Below are 23462 nucleotides of genomic sequence, written 5' to 3' on the forward strand. Positions count from 1 at the left end.
TTATATAAGGTGGGCTTTTTTTATATCTAAAATTTTGAACTTATGAAATATATCATCAGAAAATTTTAGAAAAAAAGTTATGTGTAGTATAAAATTAAAGTATCAATTAATAGGGTATTATAAATGGAATGAATTTATGGAAAGTCAAGAGTCCAAAGAGAGAAACTCTCTTTTAAAACTCCCGCGTAGAACCTAAATCTTTTTCAATTTTAAGTTCAGGCAGTTTGGATGTGTCTGTAAAATACTCTGTTTTACCATTGATGACACTTTTATGCACCCCTTCTGGTATCTCAAAATTCCGTTTGATTTCAGGGTGAATTTGTAAGTATTGTCGATAAAAATGCCCAAAGACTGTACCTGCACTTCGACCACCTGTTTCACTCTTTCTCATAGGTTTATTGTCATCATTTCCATACCAAATAACAGTTTGAAGTGTTGGTGTGTATCCACAAAACCATGCATCCACGTTGCTATTTGTCGTACCGGTTTTACCTGCAATATCTAAACCTTTTACTTTTGCAAGTTTCCCCGTACCTCTTTGCACGGTATCATGTAAAATTGAGGTGATTAAGTAGGCTTGTTCAGGTGGTTGTATATAATTCTCTTGAGGTTGGAAAACAATGGTTTGATTGTTTTTATTCACAATCGAACTGACAATATAGGGCTGTACTTGAATACCATTGTTTGAAAACATGGTATACGCACGACTGAGTTCAAATGGTGAAATAGAGAGACTCCCCAGTGTAATGGATAAATCCATGGGGACATCTTCAAAACCAAAAGCTCTGAGATTCTTATGCGCAATGTCAATACCAATATCATTGACTAAGTTAATGGTGGCCAAGTTTCTGGAGTGCAACAGTGCTTCTCTAAGTGTAATGAGTCCTTTGTAGTTCTCTTCATAGTTTTTAGGTTGCCATTTTTTCTCTTCATCATCTTTGGTGTAACTGTAAGTACGAGAGATATCAATTAAGTTAGTTGCAGGTGAGTATCCCAAGTTCAATGCGGTTTGATATAAAAAGGGTTTAATCGCCGATCCAGGCTGTCGTTTAGACTGAATCACACGGTTAAAGTTTGACTCTTTATAATTCACTCCACCCAATAACGTTAAGATTTTTCCTGTTTTATTCTCTATGGTAATCAAGCCACCATTGAGAGTTGCAGTATGATCAACATACTCCTCTTCAGGAAGAGCTTCTGTTTTTTTGAAATACTCTTCTCGTTTTTTGATGTTGTCATAGCCATATTGTAACGATTTTCTGGCAATCTCTTGTGCTTTTAAATCAATCGTTAAATTGATTTTGTACCCACCATATTTTACGTCAGGAATATCATTACTTAATACATTCAATGCATAATCAATCACATAAGGGGCTTTATTGAGTGTCAATGTTTCATCGTAAACAGCAGGGACATAACTGATTGCTTCCATATGTTCACGGTCATTGATCCATCCCAAGGTTTTCAGACGGTTAACCACTTGGTTGGCTCGAACCAGTGCAAATTTGAGGTTTTTGGTTGGTGAGTAAAAACTTGGTGCTCTTGGAAGTCCAACTAAAATGGCAATCTCTTTTAAGTTAAGTTCAAACAACTCTTTTTTAAAGTAACCAAGAGAAGCCGTACGAATACCATAATAACCATGCCCAAAGTAGACTTGATTTAAGTATCGCTCTAAAATCTCCTCTTTTGAAAGAATCGTTTCAAGTCGAAGTGCGAGTAAGACCTCTTTGAGTTTTCGTGTGAACTTTTTCTCTCGTGTTAAAAGCATGTTTTTGATGAGTTGTTGAGTGAGCGTACTTGCTCCTTCAACCAGTTTTCGTGCTTTGATATCTTTTATGATGGCTCGTAAAATTGCATCGGTATTGACACCGTTATGTTCAAAAAATTGTGTATCTTCAATGGCAATAAGTGCCTCAATTACTTTGGGTGGAATGTCTTCATATTTCACATAAATACGGTGCTCTTTTTGAAAGATATTGGCAACAAGTTGTCCATCTTTATCAAAAAATTGTGTGGTGAGTTTGGGGTTATAATCCACAATTTGATTGATTTCAAATCGTATTTCAGAGTATAAATAGAGTAAAAATGCCAAAAGGGCTAAACCAATAACAGTAAAAAAACCAATAATATATTTCATGTAGTTATGTCCTAAACGTTCGTGTGTTAAATCCAGATGAAATAAGGTGTTGTGTGTATTCATCTTTTGGATTACTCAATACCTCTTGAGTAAGTCCCATTTCAACCACTTTTCCTTGATTAATAATAATGAGGTATTTGCAAATGTCAATTATAGAGTTTATATCATGTGTAACAAATAAAACATATAAGTTCAGTTCTTTTTGTATTTTTTTAATCAGTTCTATAATGGTTTGCTTGCTGTTTGTATCCAGTGCGGTTGTGGGTTCATCTAAAAGCAACAACTTGGGATCATTGGTCAACGCAATGGCAATGACAACACGTTGAAGTTGTCCTCCACTGAGTTGTGAAGGAAAACGCTCCAACACCCAAGGTTCTAATCCTACCAATGAAAGCAACTCCAATTTGCGTTCTTGTGAGCAAAAAAATTGTTGTTTGATTTTTGTCATGGGTGAGAGTGAAGTGAAAGGGTTTTGTGGTACAAAACCCAAATTCTCTTTATGCAGATCAAAAGGAGCATCCATTTGTAGATGTGAAGTTAAACTTTTTGGAAGCAAGCCTAATAGTGCTTTGAGCGTAAGAGATTTCCCACTTCCACTTTGACCTATAAGTGCGGTTGCTTCTTTTATTTCAAAACTTATATCCACCAATTCAGTGGTTTCATGGACTATATGCAGTCGCTTAATCGAAAGTTTTGACATCTACTATTTTGATAATCCTTGAATAGACTCATCAAGTTGTGTCACCAATTTAATAAAATTAATTGGTTTTTCAAAAATAGCAGAAACCTCTTTTTGTTCCTCTTCATTTAAGTCATCTTTGTATGCTGTAATCACAATGATAGGTACATCTTTGTCAATTTTACGAATCTCTTTGACCAAAGCTTTACCGTCTAAGTTTGGCATTCGTAAATCCGTAATTACAACATCAGGTCGGTTTGATTTAAAACTTTCAAGCGCAATCTCTCCGTCACTTGCCAAAAGAATTTTTTTAACAAGCATTTGAAACGTTCTATCCATAATGTTAATAATATCTTCACCGTCTTCTGCTACGAGCAGAGTAATATTTCTTAAATCAGATTTGATTTTAGAAGTTTCCATATTGATCCTTAAATTAGTGGGTTATCCATCTCTTGTGGGATTTGTAAGTTCATGAGCTTTAAAACCGTTGGCGCAATATTATTTAAGCTGCCTGGTTTAACCTCTTGAACACCATCTGCTAAGATGAAACAGTAAACATCACCTACGGTGTGATTGGTTAATACTTTACCCTCTTCACTTTTCATCATCTCACAGTTTCCGTGATCACTCGTAATGATTATATTGTACTGTAACTTTTTTGAGTCTTTTATTATACGACCCAATTGTTTATCAACTTCTTCGACAGCTTTAATACTGGCATCATAATTTCCAGTATGTCCAACCATGTCACCATTGGCAAAATTCACCACAATAAAGTCATAAGAATCTTCCATCGCTTTAAGTACAGCATCACCTACTGCTGGTGCAGACATCTCTGGTTGTAAGTCATATGTTGCCACATTAGGAGAAGGAATAAGTACACGCATCTCATTTTCTACGGGTTCTTCAACACCCCCATTAAAGAAGAACGTCACGTGTGCATACTTTTCTGTTTCAGCGGTGTGAAGTTGTTTTAAGCCTGCATTTGAAATGACTTCAGCCAGTGTATTTCGAGGTGTTTCTTTTGGAAACAAGATAGGTAAGGGCATGTTTTTATCATACTCTGTCATAGTTGCAAGGTGCAGTTCATCTGCAAATCGTGGAAACTCACTGAAGTCTTTATTGGCTAAAACGTTTGAAATCTCTCTCATTCGGTCACTTCTGAAGTTACAAAAAATCACGCCATCGCCTTTGTGAAAACCATTGTACCCTTCAAATGCCGTTGGCACTAAGAATTCATCTAATACTTCTTCTTTATACGAATTGGCAATGTATGTTGTAACATCCTTAGAGGTCTTTGGTAAACCTAATGCCATCGCATCATGCCCTTTTTGAACTCTCTCCCATCGGTTATCTCTGTCCATAGTATAGTATCGCCCCGCAATGGTTGCAAGATGAATACTTTCATCACAAATATCTAAGATTTGGTCAATGTATTGTTGTGCACAATTAGGAGCCACATCCCGACCATCGGTGATGGCATGAATATAGACATGTTTCCCTTTTGCTTGAGCGATTTTAGCCAAAGCAATGATGTGATTGATGTGTGAGTGCACACCACCATCACTTAATAATCCGATTAAATGAACATTATTTGAAGCATCAAGAGTTTGTTGAAGTACTTCATTGGTTTTAAGCGTATCATTTTTAATGGCTAAGTTGATTTTGACTAAATCTTGATACAGAATTCGCCCACTTCCAATGGTCATGTGCCCCACTTCACTGTTTCCCATTTGTCCATTAGGAAGACCCACATTTTCTCCATAGGTATGTATAAGTGAATGGGGTACTTGTTCAAAAAGATAATCATAGGTTGGTTTTTTAGCATTGGCAAAAGCATTGTGTTTGATATTTTGGTTGTGGCCAATACCATCTGTGATAATTAAAACTGTTTTTTTCGTCATTTTAAACCTTTTAAAAACTTTAATAGTATATAATCCCTGATTATAACAAAAGGAAGGTTTAACTTTGTTTTATTGGTTCTATCGACATATGGATATTAACATATTCCAATACATCTCAATCCGAGCAGGACTTGGCTTCTTCATCGCTTTTTTTCTTACTTTATATCTTATGCCAAAGTTTATAAAATGGGCCAAAACAAAGAAAGCTTCTCAACCAATTTATGATTTAGCACCACAATCACATCAAGAAAAAGCAGGTACCCCAACCATGGGTGGTTTGGTGTTTGTTTTTGCTTCTATTATCGCAACACTTCTTACAGCAAAACTCAATAACTTTTATGTTGCAACAGGTCTTTTTACCTTGGGAGCATTTTGTTTGATTGGAGTTAAAGATGATATCTCTAAAATTACCAACAATAAAAACAATGCAGGTTTAAGTGCACGAATGAAACTCATTTTACAATTTATTGTGGCATTGGGTGCAGCGATTACATTGATAATCTACAGTCACTCTACAGAGTTGTATCTCCCTTTTTATAAATACCCAATAGCAGACATGGGCTTGGTTTCAATTGTCTTTTGGGTATTGGTCATGGTGGCTGCTTCCAACGCAGTGAATGTAACGGATGGTTTAGATGGATTGGCAACCGTACCATCTATCATTGCATTTTTTACACTCTCAACGATTGTCTATATTACAGGACATGCGATTATCAGTAACTATTTGCTTTTACCCAACATCAAACTTACAGGGGAACTTACTATTTTAGGAGCCTCTATTTGTGGTTCACTCATTGCCTTTTTATGGCACAACTGTCACCCTGCTGAAGTTTTTATGGGAGACAGTGGTTCTTTAGCTATTGGAGGAATTATGGGATACTTTGCCATTGTGTGTAAAAGTGAAGTTCTGTTAATCATCATTGGATTTATCTTTGTACTTGAAACGGTTTCAGTTATTTTGCAAGTGGGCTCTTATAAGTTACGACAAAAGAGAGTTTTTTTAATGGCGCCCATACATCACCACTTTGAACAAAAAGGGTGGAAAGAGAATAAAATCATTGTGCGATTTTGGATTATCTCATTTATGGCGAACCTCATTGCACTGTTAAGCTTGAAAGTAAGATAATGATAAGAGTATTAGGTAAGGGTAATACTGCCCAAGCTATACAAGAGACATTTGATGATGTTGTTTTATACGATGAGAGTGATTTTAACTCATACGATACAACATGTGAAGATATAACCGTAGTAAGCCCTGGAATTCCACCTTTTAATACAATGGTACAACAAGCAAAAAATATACAAAGCGACTATGACTTGTTTGCTGGTACCATGCCATTTTCTATTTGGATAAGTGGTACAAATGGAAAAACAACCACCACTCAAATGATGCAACACCTTCTTGAATGCAAAGGCAGTGTGTGTGGAGGAAATATTGGAACGGCCGTTTCAAAACTGGACAGGGATTCTAAAATTTGGATTTTAGAGACCTCTTCATTTACATTACACTATACACAAAAAGCGCGACCTAATATATATGTATTACTTCCTATTTCAGATGACCATGTTTCATGGCATGGATCATTTGAAGAGTATGAGAATGCAAAACTCAAAGCAATGGATCATATGAAAGAGGGAGAGGCTGCGATTATTCCTTTAAAATATAAAGACTACCCCACTGCAGCATATAAAATTACGTATGAAAGTACAGAAGATTTAGCACAGATATTTGATATTGATGTATCAAAAATTAAATTTAATGAACCATTTTTGCTCGATGCCATGATGGCATTGGGTGTGAGCAAGATTTTATTTGATGAGGTGGATTATGAAAAAATCAATGCCTTTAAAATTGATGCGCATAAAGTAGAGGTATTTAAAGACAGACAAAACAGAGTCTGGATTGATGATTCTAAAGCCACGAATTTAGATGCAACGATTGCAGCACTTAAACCTTATGAACAACAAAGTGTTCATTTGATTTTAGGTGGAGATGATAAAGGGGCAAATTTGACCCCACTTTTTGAGTACTTAAAAGGAAAATCAATTACGGTGTATGCCATTGGAAGTAACACTGAAAAACTGACGCAACTATCAACTCAATTTAACATAAAATTACATGCTTGTCATGTGATGAAAAAAGCGGTTGAATTGATGAATAAAAATCATGATTACAAATCGGTTGCAATGCTCTCTCCAGCGGCTGCTTCACTCGACCAGTATAGCTCGTACAAACAACGTGGAGACGAATTTAAAACACTGGTAAATACTTTAAGCTAGAATTAATCAACAAGGTAATATAATTTCACTCCAAAATTGATGGCTCGGTAGCTCAGTCGGTAGAGCAAAGGACTGAAAATCCTTGTGTCGGCAGTTCGATTCTGCCCCGCGCCACCATTAAGTTTTTGTTGGGTGCTGGTGTAGCTCAGTTGGCTAGAGCAGCTGATTTGTAATCAGCAGGTCGGGGGTTCAACTCCCTTCACCAGCTCCATTTTTAACTGTCGTGCGTAGTCTTTATAAAAGATCAGCGCTTGACCAGAACAATAATTTTTCAACGGTGAGGTTGGAGAGTGGTCAAATCCAGGAGACTGTAAATCTCCCGCCTATGGCTTCGAAGGTTCAAATCCTTCTCTCACCACCACGTAATGTTGCGGGAGTAGCTCAGTTGGCTAGAGCCTCTGCCTTCCAAGCAGATTGTCGCGAGTTCGAGTCTCGTCTCCCGCTCCATTATTTTTTTATTGATACTGGGAGCTGAGTTATAGACGCAAAAATTTATAACTCCATTTTCTACAAAATGTAAACTCCAAGTATAACTTTTAAATATGTTTAGTCCAGCGTATGCCCATGTAGCTCAGGGGTAGAGCACTTCCTTGGTAAGGAAGAGGTCGTAAGTTCAAGTCTTATCGTGGGCTCCATGATGTAATGGACATATTTAAATTTACAAACCAATCCCCTCTGAATAGATCAGCCTTAGGCTTATCTACTCAGAGGGCAATTTAATAAATCTTTTAAGGGGAATTTTATGGCAAAAGAAAAATTCGAGCGAAGTAAACCGCACGTTAACATTGGTACAATTGGTCACGTTGACCACGGTAAAACGACTTTAACAGCTGCTATTACTATGTGTTTAGGGCTTAAAAACGGTCAAGCTACTATGGACTATGATCAAATTGATAACGCTCCAGAAGAGAGAGAAAGAGGAATTACTATTGCTACTTCTCACGTTGAGTATGAAACTGAAACTAGACACTACGCACACGTAGATTGTCCAGGTCACGCCGATTACGTTAAAAACATGATTACTGGTGCTGCACAAATGGATGGTGCTATCTTAGTTATTGCTGCTACAGATGGACCAATGGCTCAAACTAGAGAGCACATTCTATTATCTAAACAAGTAGGTGTTCCATACATCGTTGTATTCTTAAACAAAGAAGACCAACTTGATGAAGAAGATAAAGAAGAGATGTTAGAGTTAGTTGAAATGGAAGTAAGAGAATTACTTTCTGAGTATGACTTCCCAGGTGACGATACTCCAATCGTAGCTGGTTCTGCATTCCAAGCATTAGAAGAAGCTAAAGCTGGTAACGCTGGTGAGTGGTCTGAAAAAATCTACAACTTAATGGCAGAAGTAGATGCTTATATTCCAACTCCAGAAAGATCAACTGATAAAGATTACTTAATGCCTGTTGAAGATGTATTCTCAATTGCAGGTAGAGGTACAGTTGTAACTGGTGCTATTAACCAAGGTACTGTTAAATTAGGTGATACTATTGAAATCGTTGGATTAAGAGATACTCAAACTACTACAGTTACTGGTATTGAAATGTTCAGAAAAGAAATGGATTACGCTGAAGCTGGTGATAACGCTGGTATCTTATTAAGAGGTATTAAAAAAGAAGATGTTCAAAGAGGACAAGTTCTTGTTAAGCCAGGATCAATCACTCCACACACTAAATTTAAAGGTGAGGTATATATCCTTTCTAAAGAGGAAGGTGGACGACATACTCCATTCTTCTCAGGATACAGACCACAATTTTATGTAAGAACAACAGACGTAACTGGTTCTATTGAACTAGCTGAAGGTACTGAAATGGTAATGCCAGGTGATAACGTAGAAGTTACTGTTTCTTTAGTTGCTCCAATCGCTCTTGAAAAGGGAACTAAGTTCGCTATCAGAGAAGGTGGTAGAACTGTTGGTGCGGGTGTTGTTGCTGAAATTATCGAGTAAGGATAACTTATGGGTAATGGCGTAAGCATCAAAATTGGACTTAAATGTGAGGAGTGTGGTGATATTAACTACTCTACTTACAAAAACCCAAAAACTCACACTGAGAAAATGGCGATTAAAAAGTACAGTCCAAGATTAAGAAAACACACAATTCATAAAGAAGTTAAGTTAAAGTCGTAAGACTTTAACTTACTCTTTTTTTACAGCAAGGTCAGTAGCTCCAATGGTAGAGCGCCGGATTCCAAATCCGATGGCTGGGGGTTCGAGTCCCTCCTGGCCTGCCAGTTAATTCTTTTTAATAAGGTTTTTAAAAACTTTATTAAAGAGAATTTTTTTATATAGCAAAAATAACTTGGAGTTAACTGTGGATAAATTAAAAAACTATTATAGAAGTTGCAAAGAAGAATTATCAAAAGTAATTTTTCCTATCAAAGAACAAATCCGAAGTGCATATATTTCAGTATTTATCGTAGTGACTGTTATTTCGCTGTTTTTAGCATTGATTGATGCAATCATGTCAGTCAGTCTATCTTCAATCATTAATTAAGGAATTTTTATGGCACATCAATGGTACGCAATTCAAACGCACTCAGGGAGTGAACTAACTGTAAAAAGAGCATTAGAAAAATTAGCTGATGAAATGGCTAATGACAGAATCTCTGAAGTGTTAGTGCCTACTGAAGATTTAATTGAGATTAAAAAAGGGAAAAAGACAATCGTTGAAAAACCATTGTACCCTGCGTATGCATTTGCTAAAATTGATTTAGATACTGCATTATGGCATCGAATTCAATCTATGCCAAAAGTTGGACGATTTATTGGTGAGTCTAAAAAACCTACCCCATTGTCTAAAAAAGATATTGATGCAATTTTAGACAAAGTAACCAACAGAGCAGCAGCGAAACCAAAAGTTTCATTTGATGAAGGTGAAATGGTACGAATCAAAGAGGGACCATTTGCTAACTTCAATGGTATTGTTGAAGACTTTGACATGGCTTCTGGTATTTTGAAACTGAATGTTTCAATCTTTGGGCGAAATACACCGGTTGAAATCTCTTATACTCAAGTAGAAAGAGTCGTATAATTTAAAGACATTTTTAGGCATTAGGCAAAGAAACTTCAGCTTCCTTTGAGTTTTTTTGCCTAATGTCTAATCATTAACAAAAGAATAGAAAAGGAAATAAGATGGCTAAAAAAGTAGCTGGAATTTTAAAATTACAAATCCCTGCTGGTGCAGCAAATCCATCACCACCTGTTGGTCCTGCATTAGGTCAACGTGGTATTAACATCATGGAATTCTGTAAAGCGTTCAATGAAAAAACTAAAGATAAAGGTGGATTTACAATCCCTGTAGAGATCACTGTATATCAAGATAAAAGTTTTACATTTGTACTAAAACAACCACCAATGACAGACTTAATTAAAAAGACTTCAGGTGTTAAAAAAGGTTCTGACAATCCACTTAAAAATAAAGTTGGAAAGTTGACTAAAGATCAAGTTATGGAAATCGTTGATATAAAAATCGCTGATTTAAATACTGATGATAAAGAGCAAGCGGCTAAAATTGTTGCTGGTTCAGCTAGATCTATGGGAATTGACGTAGAGTTATAAGACTCATGAGTCTCACCACAAGACTTAAAAGTGCGGTAGCAAAACGAAAGACACAAAGTGCCTTTTAAAAAAATAAATTGCGGAGAATAAAATGGCAAAAGTTTCAAAAAGATATAAAGCATTATTAGAAAAAGTAGAAGCAGACAAACAATACACTGTTGTTGACGCTTGTGCAAAAGTAAAAGAGTTAAGTTCAGCTAAATTTGACGAGTCTGTAGAGGTTGCATTAAACTTAAACATTGATCCTAGACATGCAGACCAAATGATCAGAGGTGCTGTTGTATTACCACACGGTACAGGTAAAACTGTACGAGTAGCTGTTTTTGCAAAAGGTGCAAAAATGGACGAAGCAAAAGCTGCTGGAGCAGATATTGTTGGTAATGACGATTTAGCAGAAGAGATTCAAGCTGGAAACATCAACTTTGATGTATTAATTGCTACACCAGATTGCATGGGAATCGTTGGTAAAGTAGGACGAATCCTTGGGCCAAAAGGTTTAATGCCTAACCCTAAAACGGGTACAGTTACTATGGACGTAGCTAAAGCAGTTGACGATGCAAAAGGTGGTAAGGTTACATATAGAGTTGATAAAAAAGGTAACATGCAAGCAGGTATTGGTAAAGCATCATTTTCTGCTGAAGCAATCCAAGAAAACTTAAAAACTTTCCTTGCAGCTATCAACAAAGCTAAACCAGCTTCTGCAAAAGGTCGATATATTAAAAATGCAGCAGTTTCATTAACTATGTCTCCATCTGTTAATATGGACGTATTAGAATTAATGGACATTAAATAAGGTCTTCCTTATTTAATAGCATTCAATAGTCAAGACATGTTTTGTCTTGACGTTTGAGTGTTATTCAAAACACTGAATTAAAACTGAAGACAGCTGGTAAGAGACTCTCCTCGTCTCTTGTAAGACCCGCCGAAGTTGGATGTTTTGGAAGGAGGAAAAACTATGACTAAACAACAAAAAGCTGAAATCGTTGATTTTTTATCTTCTGAGTTCAAAGAGTCTCAAGCAATCGTTGTGTGTGATTATAAAGGTTTAACTCACAAAGAGTTAGAAACTTTAAGAAAATCTGCACGAGAAAACGGAACAAAAGTTCAAGTTGCTAAAAATACTTTAGTAACTGTTGCTGTAAAAAATGCTGATTTAGGTGATGTACAATTATCTGGAACAAATATTTTCTTATGGTCAGAAGATCAAATTTCTGCTTGTAAAGTTGCAGATAAATTTGCAACAGAGAAAAAAGATAAATTCTCTATTAAATCAGGTATTGTTGAAGGTAAAATTGCTGACATTAATACAATTAATGCATTCGCTAAATTACCATCACGAGAAGAGCTTCTTGGTATGTTGGCTGCTACTTGGATGGCTCCACTTACAAACTTCACTATTGGGCTTGATGCTCTTAGAAGAAAAAAAGAAGAAGAGGCTGCGTAATTTAACGCATTAATAAAACAATTATAATAAATAAAAAAAATTAAGGAAAATGAAATGGCAATTTCTAAAGAAGACGTATTAGAATATATCTCTGGTCTATCTGTATTAGAGTTATCTGAATTAGTAAAAGAATTCGAAGAAAAATTTGGTGTATCTGCACAACCTGTTGCAGTAGCAGGTGTTGCAGTTGCTGGTGGAGCTGCTGAAGCTGCTGAAGAAAAAACTGAATTCAACGTTGTTATCAAAGACGCAGGTGCTAAGAAAATCAACGTAATTAAAGAGATCAGAGGATTAACTGGTCTTGGATTAAAAGAAGCAAAAGCAATGGCAGAAGAAGCTGGTGCAGTAGTTAAAGAAGGTGTTTCTAAAGAAGACGCTGAAGCTGCTAAAGCTGCATTAGAAGCTGCTGGAGCAGTTGTAGAATTAGTATAATTACTCACCGGTAATTATCCACTGTATACAAGGCCTTGTGCCTTGTATAAGACTAGCATCTTTGAAGGCTAAGGTTAGAGTTTGAAAGCCAAATTTTAACCCTATCCTTTAAGGATGCTTTTGCGCTTTTAAAAAAAGTAATCTTTATCTATTAATATGAGGTTAACAATGCTAAATTCTTTAAAATCTGGAAATAGACTTAGAGTTGATTTTGCTAAAAATCCACAAAAGATTGAAATTCCAAATTTACTACAGCTACAACAAAACAGTTACGACAACTTTTTAATGATTGGACAAGATGACAGAACGACTTCTGGAATTGAAAAAGTCTTCAAATCAGTTTTCCCAATCCATGATGCACAAAACAGAATTACTCTTGACTACTTAGGAACAGAAGTTGGTAAACCTAAGTACGACGTGCGAGAGTCAATGGTCAGAGGCTTAACATACTCTATTCCTTTAAAAATCAATGTGCGATTAACACTATGGGATTTAGACGAAAAAACAGGTGAAAAAATCGGTGTTAAAGACATGAAAGAACAATCATTGTTCATTCGTGAAATTCCGTTAATGACTGACAGAACATCTTTCATTGTAAATGGTGTTGAGAGAGTTGTTGTAAACCAATTACACAGATCTCCAGGTGTTATTTTTAAAGAAGAAGAATCAACAACATCAAGCAGTAAGTTAATCTACACAGGTCAAATTATTCCTGACAGAGGTTCTTGGTTATACTTCGAGTATGATGCAAAAGATGTATTATATGTACGAATTAACAAAAGAAGAAAAGTTCCTGTGACTATTCTATTCAGAGCACTTGGGTACTCTAAAGAAGACATTATTAAATTGTTCTATCCAATTTTAAATATTAAAATTAAGAACAATAAATTCTTAATGGAATTCAACCCAGATGATTTCACAGGAAGATTAGAGTTTGATTTAAAAGATGACAAAGGAAACTTAATCTTAGGTGCGGGTAAACGTCTTACTACAAGAAAAGCCAATGCACTCTCTGAAGGTGGTTTAAAACTTGTTGAGTATCCAATTGAACTATTAATGGACAGATACACTGCCAATGCAATTTTTGACCCAGAATCTGGAGAAGTTTTATACGATGCATTAACGCATCTTGATGAGTTAAAACTTAAAAAACTTCTTGACTTAGGGTTCGATTCATTTGATATTGCAAATGACTTAGCAACAGGTGTGGATGACTCTATTATTAACGCATTTAAAGCAGACGCTGAATCACTTAAACTCTTAAAACAAACAGAGCAAATTGATGATGAAAATGATTTATCAGCAATCAGAATCTATAAAGTAATGCGACCAGGTGAGCCTGTAACAAAAGAAGCAGCAAAAGATTTCGTTAAAAAACTTTTCTTTGATCCAGAGAGATATGATTTAACAAAAGTTGGTCGGATGAAGATGAATCACAAACTTGACGTAAGTGTTCCTGAATATGTAACAACTTTGACATACGAAGATGTGATTAAAACAGTTCAATACCTTGTAAAAGTTAAATCAGGTCACGGTCATATTGATGACAGAGATCACTTAGGTAACAGAAGAATCAGAGCAATTGGAGAGTTACTTGCAAATGAGTTACACTCTGGTTTAATTAAAATGCAAAAAGCAATTCGAGATAAAATGACAACATTAAGTGGTACATTAGAAGACTTAATGCCACACGATTTAGTTAACTCAAAAATGATTACTTCAACAATCACTGAGTTCTTTACATCGGGTCAATTATCTCAATTTATGGACCAAACAAACCCACTATCAGAAGTTACACATAAACGAAGACTTTCTGCACTGGGTGAGGGTGGTTTAGTTAAGGAAAGAGCAGGATTCGAAGTACGGGACGTTCACCCAACGCACTACGGAAGAATCTGTCCAGTTGAGACTCCAGAGGGTCAAAACATTGGTTTGATTAATACATTATCAACGTTCTCAAAAGTAAATGACCTTGGGTTCATTGAAGCACCGTATAAAAAAGTAGTTGATGGGCTTGTTACTGATGAAATCATCTATATGACTGCAACTCTTGAAGAGGGTCTTGTTATTGCTCCTGGTTCAACTAAAGTAGACAGCAGTGGTAAAATTGTTGAAGCATTGATTGAAGCACGACAAGATGGAGAAATCTTATTAGTTGAAAGAGCAAAAGTTGATTTAATTGACATCTCTTCACAAATGGTTATGGGTGTTGCAGCTTCATTAATTCCATTCTTAGAGCACGATGATGCAAACCGGGCACTTATGGGATCGAACATGATGAGACAAGCCGTACCACTGTTACGACCAAATGCACCAATTGTAGGAACTGGTTTAGAAAAAACAGTTGCAAGAGATGCTTGGGAAGCCATTAAAGCTGACAGAGCAGGTGTAGTAGAAAAAGCAGATGCGAAAAATATCTACATCCGTGGTGAAGATGACAACGGTGCATTTATTGACCACTACTATGTCAATAAAAATGTTCGAACAAACAACAACACATCTTTTGGGCAAAGAATTGCAGTAAAAGAGGGTGATAATATTGAAAAAGGTCAAGTTATTGCTGATGGTCCATCTATGGACAAAGGTGAGTTGGCTGTTGGTGTGAATGCAATGGTTGCATTTATGCCTTGGAATGGGTATAACTACGAGGATGCGATTGTTCTTTCTCAACGATTGATTAAAGAAGATGCATTTACGTCTGTTCATATTTATGAAAAAGAGATTGAAGCACGAGAGCTTAAACACGGAAATGAAGAGATTACAAGAGACCTTCCAGGTGTTAAAGAAGAATCGATTACACACTTAGATGCTTCAGGTATTGTAAAAGTGGGTACGTTTGTAAAACCAGGTATGGTTTTAGTTGGTAAAGTAACACCAAAAGGTGAAATCAAACCAACTCCTGAAGAGAGACTTTTAAGAGCAATCTTCGGTGAAAAAGCGGGTCACGTTATTAATAAATCATTATACTGCCCAACTTCAATGGAAGGTACAGTTGTTGACGTTAAAGTATTCACTAAAAAAGGGTACGAAAAAGATGAGCGTGCAAAACAAGCCATTGAAGCTGAGAAATCAGAATTGGATATTAAACATCACGATAAATTGTTAATGTTAGACAGAGAAGAGATTTTAAAAATCAATGACCTTCTTTCTAAATCTGAGTTAGCAAAAGCAGTTGAAGTTGACGGTGTGGATTACAAAAAAGGGGATAAAATTCCTTTAGATGTTTTAAACAACGTAAATCGATTTGCGATGAAAAAAGTAGTTGCTTCTTACAGCGGTGACGTTGAAAATAAATATAATGAAATCAAAGAGCACTTCATTAAAGAGAAATCTGCTTTAAGAACAGAACATGAAGAGAAACTTCAAGTATTAGAGCACGATGATATTTTACCAAGTGGTGTGATTAAACAAGTTAAAGTTTATGTAGCTACTAAACGTAAAATCAAAGTTGGAGATAAAATGGCGGGGCGACACGGAAACAAAGGTATTGTTTCTAACATCGTACCACAAGTTGATATGCCTTACTTAGAAGATGGTTCAACTGTTGACGTTATTCTTAACCCACTTGGTGTTCCTTCACGGATGAACATTGGACAAATCTTAGAGGTACACTTAGGTTTAGCTGGTAAGAAACTGGGTGACCAAATTCAAGATATGTTCGAAGCAAAACAAGCAGACTTCATTGAGCAATTACGAGCAAAAATGATTGAAATCGCTGATGTAGCTAAATTGATGAATGGTAAAAAATTCGTTGAGAGCTTAAGTGATGACGAATTGATCGATTATGCAAGAGACTGGTCAAAAGGTGTACGATTTGCTACACCTGTATTTGACGGTGTTAAAGAAGAAGAGTTTGCAAAACTGTTCGAATTAGCAAAAATTGACCAAGATGGTAAATGTGTACTTTACGATGGTAAAACAGGTGATAAAATGAAAGAGCGTGTAAACGTTGGTTACATGTACATGTTAAAACTTCACCACTTAGTTGATGAAAAAGTACACGCACGTTCAACTGGACCTTACTCTTTAGTTACTCAACAACCTGTTGGTGGTAAAGCATTGTTTGGTGGTCAAAGATTTGGAGAAATGGAAGTTTGGGCTCTTGAAGCATACGGTGCAACGGCTGTACTTAAAGAGATGCTTACAACCAAATCAGATGACGTTGAAGGACGAACCAAAGCGTATCGAGCAATTGCAAATGGTGAAAATGTTCCAAGATCAGGTGTTCCTGAAACATTCTTCGTATTAACCAAAGAGCTTAAAGCTCTTGGATTAGATGTTGAAATTTTTGACGAGGTGGAAGAAGATAATGAGCAGTAATAAAATTCTACAAGCAATAGAGATTAAAGAACTTGAAAGACCACAAGATTTTTCAGCTTTTCAATTAAGACTTGCAAGTCCTGAAAAGATTCTTTCATGGTCAAATGGTGAAGTAAAAAAACCTGAAACGATTAACTATCGAACACTGAAGCCTGAAAGAGATGGGCTTTTTTGTGCAAAAATCTTTGGACCAGTTAAAGATTATGAGTGTCTTTGTGGTAAATACAAAAAGATGAGATACAAAGGTGTTGTATGTGAAAAATGTGGTGTTGAAGTAACATCATCAAAAGTTCGACGACACCGAATGGGACACATTGATTTAGTGGCTCCTGTTGCTCATATTTGGATGGTAAGCTCATTGCCTTCAAGAATTGGTACTTTATTGGGTGTTAAATTAAAAGACCTAGAGAGAGTACTTTATTATGAAGCATACATCGTATCTGAGCCAGGTGAAGCATTTTATGATAATGAAAAAACAAAACCTGTTTTAAAATATGATATTTTAAATGAAGAGCAGTACCGAACAATTTCTGAACATTTCGAACACACTGGATTTGTTGGACAAATGGGTGGTCAAATTGTAAGAGATTTACTTGAAGGTTTAGATTTAATTGAATTGTTAACTTCTCTTAAAGAAGAGATGCAAGGAACAAAATCTGAAGCAAAAAGAAAAACAATTGTAAAAAGATTGAAAGTGGTTGAAAACTTTATCAATTCTGGAAACAGACCAGAGTGGATGATGTTAACACAACTTCCAGTTCTTCCACCAGACTTACGACCATTGGTTGCACTTGACGGTGGTAAATTTGCGGTTTCAGACGTAAACGACCTTTACAGACGTGTTATTAACAGAAATAACCGACTTAAAAGATTAACAGAACTTGATGCACCTGAAATCATTATTCGAAATGAAAAAAGAATGCTTCAAGAAGCAGTGGATGCATTGTTTGACAATGGTAAAACGGCAAATGCGGTTAAAGGGGCGAATAAACGACCACTTAAATCACTTTCTGAAATCATTAAAGGGAAACAAGGTCGATTCAGACAAAACTTACTTGGTAAGCGGGTTGACTTCTCTGGACGGTCAGTAATCGTTGTTGGACCATCGCTGAATATGGACCAATGTGGTATTCCTAAGAAAATGGCTTTAGAGCTATTCAAACCACATTTAATGGCAAAATTAGAAGAGAAAGGATACGCAACAACACTAAAATCTGCAAAAAGATTAATTGAAACAGAAACAAATGAAGTTTGGGAATGTTTAAATGAAATCGTTGATGAATATCCGATTTTACTGAACCGTGCTCCAACGCTTCACAAACTTTCTATTCAAGCGTTCCACCCAGTGTTAATTGATGGTAAAGCGATTCAACTGCACCCATTAGTATGTTCAGCATTTAACGCCGACTTCGATGGTGACCAAATGGCAGTACACGTACCATTATCACAAGAAGCAATTGCAGAAGCGAAGATTTTAATGATGTCATCTATGAACATTCTTTTACCAGCTTCTGGACGAGCAATTGCTGTACCATCACAAGATATGATTTTAGGTATTTACTACCTATCATTAGCTAAAGATGGTGTAAAAGGTGAGCATAAACTCTTTACTGATGTTAATGAAGCAGTGATTGCACTTGACATGAAACAAGTCGATTTACATGCAAAAATCAGAACAAAAGTAGATGATAAAGTGATTCACACTACTGTGGGAAGATTGATTATTAAAGAGATTTTACCAGAGTTCGTTCCAATTGAATTGTGGAACAAAGTATTAAAGAAAAAAGATATTGGTGTATTAGTTGATTATATCTACAAACATGGTGGATACAAAGTAACTCCAAGATTCTTAGATGACTTGAAAAACCTAGGTTTCAGATACGCTACAGATGCTGGTATTTCTGTATCAATTGATGATATTCGAGTTCCAGAAACAAAAGTTGACCATATTGCGAAGTCTAAAAAAGAAGTAATTGAAGTCCAAAAACAGTTCTCTCAAGGTCTTTTAACGGAGCAAGAGAGATACAATAAAATCATTGATATCTGGACAGAAGTTAACAATACACTTGGGTCTGAGATGATGACATTGGTTGAAACAGATAAAAATGGATTTAACTCTATTTATATGATGGCCGACTCTGGAGCACGGGGATCTGCAGCGCAAATCAGACAGTTATCAGGTATGAGAGGTCTTATGGCGAAACCAGATGGTTCGATTATTGAGACACCAATTATCTCTAACTTTAAAGAGGGTCTGAACGTTCTTGAGTACTTTATTTCTACGCACGGTGCGAGAAAAGGTTTAGCTGATACAGCACTTAAAACAGCGAATGCGGGTTACTTAACAAGAAAGTTAATCGATGTTTCTCAAAATGTAAGAATTACTGTAGAAGATTGTGGTACACACGAAGGAATTGAAATCACTGATTTATCAAGTGGTAACGAGTTGATTGAAAGTCTTGAAGAGAGAATCACAGGTCGAGTTATTGCTGAAGATATTATTGACCCAATCTCTAATGAAATCTTGTTCCCTGAAGGTACATTGATTACTGAAGAGAATGCAAAAGTAGTAGCTGAAGCAGAAGTAAAATCGGTTGTGATTCGAACACCACTTACGTGTAAAGAGGAGCATGGTTTATGTTCTAAATGTTATGGTCTTAACCTTGGTGAGCAAAGAAAAGCAAACCCAGGTGAAGCCGTTGGGGTACTTGCAGCACAATCAATTGGTGAGCCAGGTACGCAGCTTACACTTCGAACATTCCACGTTGGGGGTACAGCGTCTGCAACTCAAACTGAGAGACAATTACGAGTAGATAAAGAAGGTTTCATCCGATACTACAACGTAAGAACCTATACAACAAAAACAGGAACAAAAATTGTTTCAAACAGAAGAAATGCGGGTATTTTATTGGTTGAACCAAAAATCAATGCACCATTCAAAGGTAAAGTTACTGTTGAAACGATTCACGAAGAGACAATTTTAACCATCACAGGTGCAAGTGAAACGAAGAAATATTACCTAAGAAAGAACGATGTTGCTAAGCCAAATGAGCTTGCAGGTGTTTCTGGTAAAATTGATGGTAAATTGTACTTACCATATACAAATGGTGATGAAGTAGAAGAGAATGAGTCTGTGGTTGAGATGATCAAAGATGGATGGAACGTTCCTAACCGAATCCCATTTGCTTCTGAATTAAAAGTAGAAGATGGTGCGCCTATTACTTCTAAAATTGTTGCTGGATCTAAGGGAGTGGTAAAATACTACAAACTTAAAGGTGACTATATTGAAAGAAGATCAGATATTAAAGCGGGTCAAAAAGTAGATGAGAAAGGTTTCTTTGCTGTTATCGTTGATGCAGAAGACAGAGAAGCATTACGACATTACGTTGCAAGAGGGTCTATCTTAGAGTTAGATGATAACACGGAAGTTGAAAAAGATACAGTGATCTCTTCTCCTCAATCAACCGAGCAAGTCATCATTGCTGAGTGGGATCCATATGCGAATCCAACAATTGCAGAACAAGCTGGTACAGTTGCGTTTGAAGATATTATTCCAGGTGTTACTGTAGCTGAGCAATATGATGAGTTAACAGGTACATCGAAACTGGTAGTTAATGAATATATCCCAAGTGGATATAAACCAGCTATCGTGATTGCAGCTGAAGGTTCTTCAAGCGTGTCAAGATATTCACTTGATCCTAAAACGTCATTGAACGTAAGCGAAGGCCAAAAAGTTGAAGTTGCAGATGTATTAGGTAAAACACCAAAAGCAACTCAAAAATCAAAAGATATTACTGGGGGGCTTCCAAGAGTATCTGAACTGTTTGAAGCACGACGACCTAAAAATATTGCCTTGCTTGCATCGTTTGATGGTATCGTTTCATTTGGTAAACCATTAAGAAACAAACAACGAATCATCGTAACCGATGAAAACGGAGTTAAAGCTGAGTATTTAGTTGAGAAATCAAAACAAATCTTAGTTCACGATGGTGAGTTTGTACACGCAGGTGAGGCATTGACTGATGGTCAAGTTGCATCACATGATATCTTGAAGATTTTAGGTGAAAAAGCACTTCATTTCTTTATCGTATCTGAAGTACAACAAGTTTACCGATCACAAGGGGTAAATATTGCGGATAAACACATTGAGGTTATCTTATCTCAAATGTTACGACAAGTCTCTATTTTAGATGGTGGAGATACAAAGTTTATTATCGGTGATATGGTTTCTAAAAAACGATTTAAAATAGAAAATGAGAGAATCATCAAACTAGGTGGAGAACCTGCAATTGCTGAGCCACTGTTACTTGGTATTACAAGAGCAGCGGTAACATCAGATTCTATTATCTCAGCAGCATCGTTCCAAGAGACAACGAAAGTATTAACTGAAGCAGCAATCTCTGCTAAAATGGATATGCTAGAAGACTTAAAAGAGAACGTAGTAATTGGACGAACCATTCCAGTTGGTACAGGTCTATACAAAGACAAAAAAGTTAAGTTTGCTGACATTGAAGCAAACGACGAAGAGTAAAACAGTGAAGCGAAAGCTTCACTGTTAAGGCTTATCAATGGATAATATACTCTTTTTGTTTTTTCTGTTTATTGCATTAGAGTTATTTGAAGTTAATTGGCAAAAATCAGACTCTTTATATGGAGTTCTTTATAACAACTATTTAATTTATAAAAAATCCCTTTTTACTTTTTTTATTTTCAATCCTACTTTTTTTTATGCACTCTTTTTATTGGTCTATTTAAATGTGGACTCCATGCTTTTAATTGCAATTGCCATCGTTAAATTCATCGACGTCTTTTTTAAAATTTCCATGATGAAAAAGTTAGACAATGGAGAAAAGATGGAAAATATCATGCCTGTCAATGCAAAAATGGGCTTTATATTTCGATACATGAACGTATTAATCTATCCGATATCCTTTCTTTTTGCAGTCAACTACTTATAATATTAATATTTATTATCAATAACAATTAAGTTACATTTCGTTATATTTTCATTTATGAATACAAATGAATTGAATAACCTAATCCTAAATGCACCTTATCAAACCAAGTATGAAGCAATACTGGACGTTACTTCTAAAGATATTGTTGCCTATGAAGCACTGGCCAAATTTGGCATAAATCAAAATATTATTTCTACAGAAAAAATATTTCAATATTTGCATCATAACAATGAACTCTTTTACTCTTTGGAGCAACGAAATAAAGCACATCAACTTGAACATGCACCTCAAAGTTATCCTGTGTTTGTCAATTTTGATGCCGATATTGTTGTTAGTGATGAGCAAAAAAATCATTGGGAAATGTTTTTAAAAGAGCATCAAAAGAGTATTGTTGTTGAAATCACAGAAAATGGAAGTGATGATGAAAAAAGTGCCAATATCATGCGCAACTTCTCATCATGGTTAAAACAAAGAGAAATTAAAACAGCACTGGATGATTTCGCTCAAGATGGTTCCATGTTCTCTTTTTTTATTATGAACAACTCTTCGTACATCAAAATTGACAAATCTTTCTTGCGTCAAATTGAGCGCAATGAAAACTACTTTTACTATTTAGAAGGGGTGATTAAAACCATTCAAGCCAATGGACAAAAGTCAATTGTTGAAGGGGTTGAGACCAAAGAGGATTATGAGACAGTTAAAAAACTGGGGTCAAACTACATGCAAGGCTATTATTTCTCGGATTTAACAAAGACGGTGTAATGTTATACTCTTTTCATATTAACATGATATAATTTCAAAAAATCAAAAGGGACCGTATGCAATATTTAGTAATCGCTTATGACTATGACAATGCATTAGATAAAAGAATGGAAGCTCGACCAGAGCATGTGAAAGCAACGCAAGCACTTATGAAAGAAGGAAAAATCATCTCTGCTTGTGCACTCATTGAAGATGAAAAAATGGTGGGCTCTTCTGTGGTTACAAACTTTGCCAGTGAAGAGGAGTTTGAAGCATGGTTGTCCAATGAACCATACGTGAAAGGAAAAGTTTGGGATATGGAGAATATTCAAATTGTAGAAGTGAAAGTGATGCCACAAGCTTAGTCATAAAAAAGCTTAAGAAGAATCTCTTCTTGCGCTTTTTTACTGTAATTGAATTTAAACTCGGCCTCTTTTAAATAATAGATAAAATTCTCACTGTTAACCCCTTTAAAGGCTTTTAAAAAACTCTCAAAATAGTTCCAAAACTCATTGATATGTGAATGTTTGCTTTGCAGTTTTGCAATTTTGTTTAAAAACAGAAATTTCGCTAACTCTTCATCACTTTTGTCATAAGTGCGAAACTTATGCAGTGAGGGCAACATCAAGTTATAGATGTTGTTGTCATAGATAAACGTTAGAAAATTTTGTGCGTTATAGATATTTTTATTTTTCATGTAGATATACTCATCATACTCAGAACTGTTTGATGTTTTTTGATACTGCTCATCTAAATAATAAAGAATTTTGGTGCGCAGTTTTAAAAAGCGTTTTTGTACGGTGTTGTAGTGCACCTGCAGAGTTTTACTCGTTTGCAATGCTGTTTGATTATTCACAAAAGCGTGAATGATTGCTTGATCTGTGTGCAGTCGTGAAAGTGAGAACTTACGACGGCAGTGTGCACATTTGACGTGGTGATGTTGAAGTGTGTAGAGGTGTTTGTGACCACAGAAAATGCAGGTTGTCATATTTGGTTCCAAAAATG

20 protein-coding genes and 6 tRNA genes are annotated in these 23462 nt (G+C 35.9%); 21 read left to right on the forward strand and 5 right to left on the reverse strand.

What is annotated here, in order from left to right; genetic code table 11:
- Nucleotides 1–172: 172 nt before the first annotated feature.
- From CRV04_RS09000 to gpmI, 4 genes are read right to left on the reverse strand one after another with little or no spacing between them, the layout of a single operon-like run.
- Nucleotides 173–2137 (reverse strand): transglycosylase domain-containing protein, encoded by a 1965-nt coding sequence (locus tag CRV04_RS09000; protein ID WP_128996519.1) that lies wholly within the window; start codon nt 2135–2137, stop codon nt 173–175.
- Between the two features lie 4 nt (nt 2138–2141).
- The gene (locus CRV04_RS09005; protein WP_128996520.1) at nt 2142–2837 is read right to left on the reverse strand and encodes an ATP-binding cassette domain-containing protein; all 696 of its coding nucleotides are present in this window, start codon (nt 2835–2837) and stop codon (nt 2142–2144) included.
- 3 nt (nt 2838–2840) lie between these two features.
- On the reverse strand, nt 2841–3236 hold the full coding sequence (locus CRV04_RS09010; RefSeq protein WP_128996521.1) for a response regulator: 396 nt from the start codon (nt 3234–3236) through the stop codon (nt 2841–2843).
- 8 nt (nt 3237–3244) lie between these two features.
- Nucleotides 3245–4720, reverse strand: a complete 1476-nt coding sequence (gene gpmI / locus CRV04_RS09015; protein ID WP_128996522.1) for a 2,3-bisphosphoglycerate-independent phosphoglycerate mutase — start codon at nt 4718–4720, stop codon at nt 3245–3247.
- Nucleotides 4721–4784: 64 nt separating this feature from the next.
- On the opposite strand from gpmI, the gene mraY reads away from it, so the two are divergent.
- The 21 genes from mraY (at nt 4785) to CRV04_RS09120 (ending at nt 22822) form a co-directional block, all read left to right on the forward strand.
- A complete protein-coding gene (gene mraY, locus CRV04_RS09020; protein WP_128996523.1) occupies nt 4785–5846 on the forward strand; it encodes a phospho-N-acetylmuramoyl-pentapeptide-transferase in 1062 nt (353 codons plus the stop codon).
- Nucleotides 5846–7000 carry a UDP-N-acetylmuramoyl-L-alanine--D-glutamate ligase gene (gene murD / locus CRV04_RS09025; RefSeq protein WP_128996524.1) on the forward strand — a complete coding sequence of 385 codons (1155 nt, stop codon included), beginning with the start codon at nt 5846–5848 and terminating at the stop codon, nt 6998–7000. Before mraY ends, murD begins: the two co-directional genes overlap by 1 nt.
- Nucleotides 7001–7041: 41 nt before the next feature.
- A tRNA-Phe gene (locus CRV04_RS09030) sits at nt 7042–7117 on the forward strand.
- A gap of 17 nt (nt 7118–7134) precedes the next feature.
- Nucleotides 7135–7211 (forward strand) — tRNA-Thr (locus CRV04_RS09035).
- Between the two features lie 65 nt (nt 7212–7276).
- Nucleotides 7277–7361, forward strand: a tRNA-Tyr gene (locus tag CRV04_RS09040).
- 9 nt (nt 7362–7370) lie between these two features.
- A tRNA-Gly gene (locus CRV04_RS09045) sits at nt 7371–7447 on the forward strand.
- A 113-nt stretch (nt 7448–7560) separates the two neighbouring features.
- Nucleotides 7561–7635: transfer RNA gene (locus CRV04_RS09050), tRNA-Thr, on the forward strand.
- A gap of 107 nt (nt 7636–7742) precedes the next feature.
- Nucleotides 7743–8951 carry an elongation factor Tu gene (gene tuf / locus CRV04_RS09055; protein ID WP_128996525.1) on the forward strand — a complete coding sequence of 403 codons (1209 nt, stop codon included), beginning with the start codon at nt 7743–7745 and terminating at the stop codon, nt 8949–8951.
- 9 nt (nt 8952–8960) lie between these two features.
- A complete protein-coding gene (gene rpmG / locus CRV04_RS09060; RefSeq protein WP_128996526.1) occupies nt 8961–9131 on the forward strand; it encodes a 50S ribosomal protein L33 in 171 nt (56 codons plus the stop codon).
- Nucleotides 9132–9159: 28 nt separating this feature from the next.
- Nucleotides 9160–9235 (forward strand) — tRNA-Trp (locus CRV04_RS09065).
- Between the two features lie 80 nt (nt 9236–9315).
- Nucleotides 9316–9498 (forward strand): preprotein translocase subunit SecE, encoded by a 183-nt coding sequence (gene secE, locus CRV04_RS09070; protein WP_128996639.1) that lies wholly within the window; start codon nt 9316–9318, stop codon nt 9496–9498.
- A gap of 9 nt (nt 9499–9507) precedes the next feature.
- Nucleotides 9508–10035 carry a transcription termination/antitermination protein NusG gene (nusG, locus tag CRV04_RS09075; RefSeq protein ID WP_128996527.1) on the forward strand — a complete coding sequence of 176 codons (528 nt, stop codon included), beginning with the start codon at nt 9508–9510 and terminating at the stop codon, nt 10033–10035.
- Nucleotides 10036–10136: 101 nt separating this feature from the next.
- The gene (gene rplK / locus CRV04_RS09080; protein WP_128996528.1) at nt 10137–10562 is read left to right on the forward strand and encodes a 50S ribosomal protein L11; all 426 of its coding nucleotides are present in this window, start codon (nt 10137–10139) and stop codon (nt 10560–10562) included.
- A 91-nt stretch (nt 10563–10653) separates the two neighbouring features.
- The gene (gene rplA, locus CRV04_RS09085) at nt 10654–11355 is read left to right on the forward strand and encodes a 50S ribosomal protein L1 (RefSeq protein ID WP_128996529.1); all 702 of its coding nucleotides are present in this window, start codon (nt 10654–10656) and stop codon (nt 11353–11355) included.
- A gap of 162 nt (nt 11356–11517) precedes the next feature.
- Complete coding sequence (rplJ, locus tag CRV04_RS09090) at nt 11518–12006, forward strand: 50S ribosomal protein L10 (RefSeq protein WP_128996530.1); 489 nt, start codon at nt 11518–11520, stop codon at nt 12004–12006.
- A gap of 54 nt (nt 12007–12060) precedes the next feature.
- Complete coding sequence (rplL, locus tag CRV04_RS09095; RefSeq protein WP_128996531.1) at nt 12061–12438, forward strand: 50S ribosomal protein L7/L12; 378 nt, start codon at nt 12061–12063, stop codon at nt 12436–12438.
- A 168-nt stretch (nt 12439–12606) separates the two neighbouring features.
- The gene (rpoB, locus tag CRV04_RS09100; RefSeq protein WP_128996532.1) at nt 12607–16758 is read left to right on the forward strand and encodes a DNA-directed RNA polymerase subunit beta; all 4152 of its coding nucleotides are present in this window, start codon (nt 12607–12609) and stop codon (nt 16756–16758) included.
- Nucleotides 16748–21289, forward strand: a complete 4542-nt coding sequence (gene rpoC, locus CRV04_RS09105; RefSeq protein ID WP_128996533.1) for a DNA-directed RNA polymerase subunit beta' — start codon at nt 16748–16750, stop codon at nt 21287–21289. The genes rpoB and rpoC overlap by 11 nt, the downstream gene beginning before the upstream one ends.
- A 37-nt stretch (nt 21290–21326) precedes the next feature.
- Nucleotides 21327–21716: a hypothetical protein gene (locus CRV04_RS09110; protein WP_128996534.1), complete on the forward strand. Its 390-nt coding sequence runs from the start codon at nt 21327–21329 to the stop codon at nt 21714–21716.
- Between the two features lie 69 nt (nt 21717–21785).
- Nucleotides 21786–22478 (forward strand): EAL domain-containing protein, encoded by a 693-nt coding sequence (locus tag CRV04_RS09115; protein WP_164969139.1) that lies wholly within the window; start codon nt 21786–21788, stop codon nt 22476–22478.
- Nucleotides 22479–22534: 56 nt separating this feature from the next.
- Nucleotides 22535–22822, forward strand: coding sequence for a YciI family protein (locus tag CRV04_RS09120; RefSeq protein ID WP_128996536.1), 288 nt, complete (start codon nt 22535–22537; stop codon nt 22820–22822).
- Here the strand turns inward: CRV04_RS09120 and CRV04_RS09125 are convergent.
- The gene (locus CRV04_RS09125) at nt 22819–23445 is read right to left on the reverse strand and encodes a transposase (protein ID WP_128996537.1); all 627 of its coding nucleotides are present in this window, start codon (nt 23443–23445) and stop codon (nt 22819–22821) included. The genes CRV04_RS09120 and CRV04_RS09125 overlap by 4 nt on opposite strands.
- Nucleotides 23446–23462: the final 17 nt, after the last annotated feature.

Source organism: Candidatus Marinarcus aquaticus, from assembly GCF_004116335.1.
In the GTDB taxonomy this organism is placed as follows: Bacteria; Campylobacterota; Campylobacteria; order Campylobacterales; family Arcobacteraceae; genus Marinarcus; species Marinarcus aquaticus.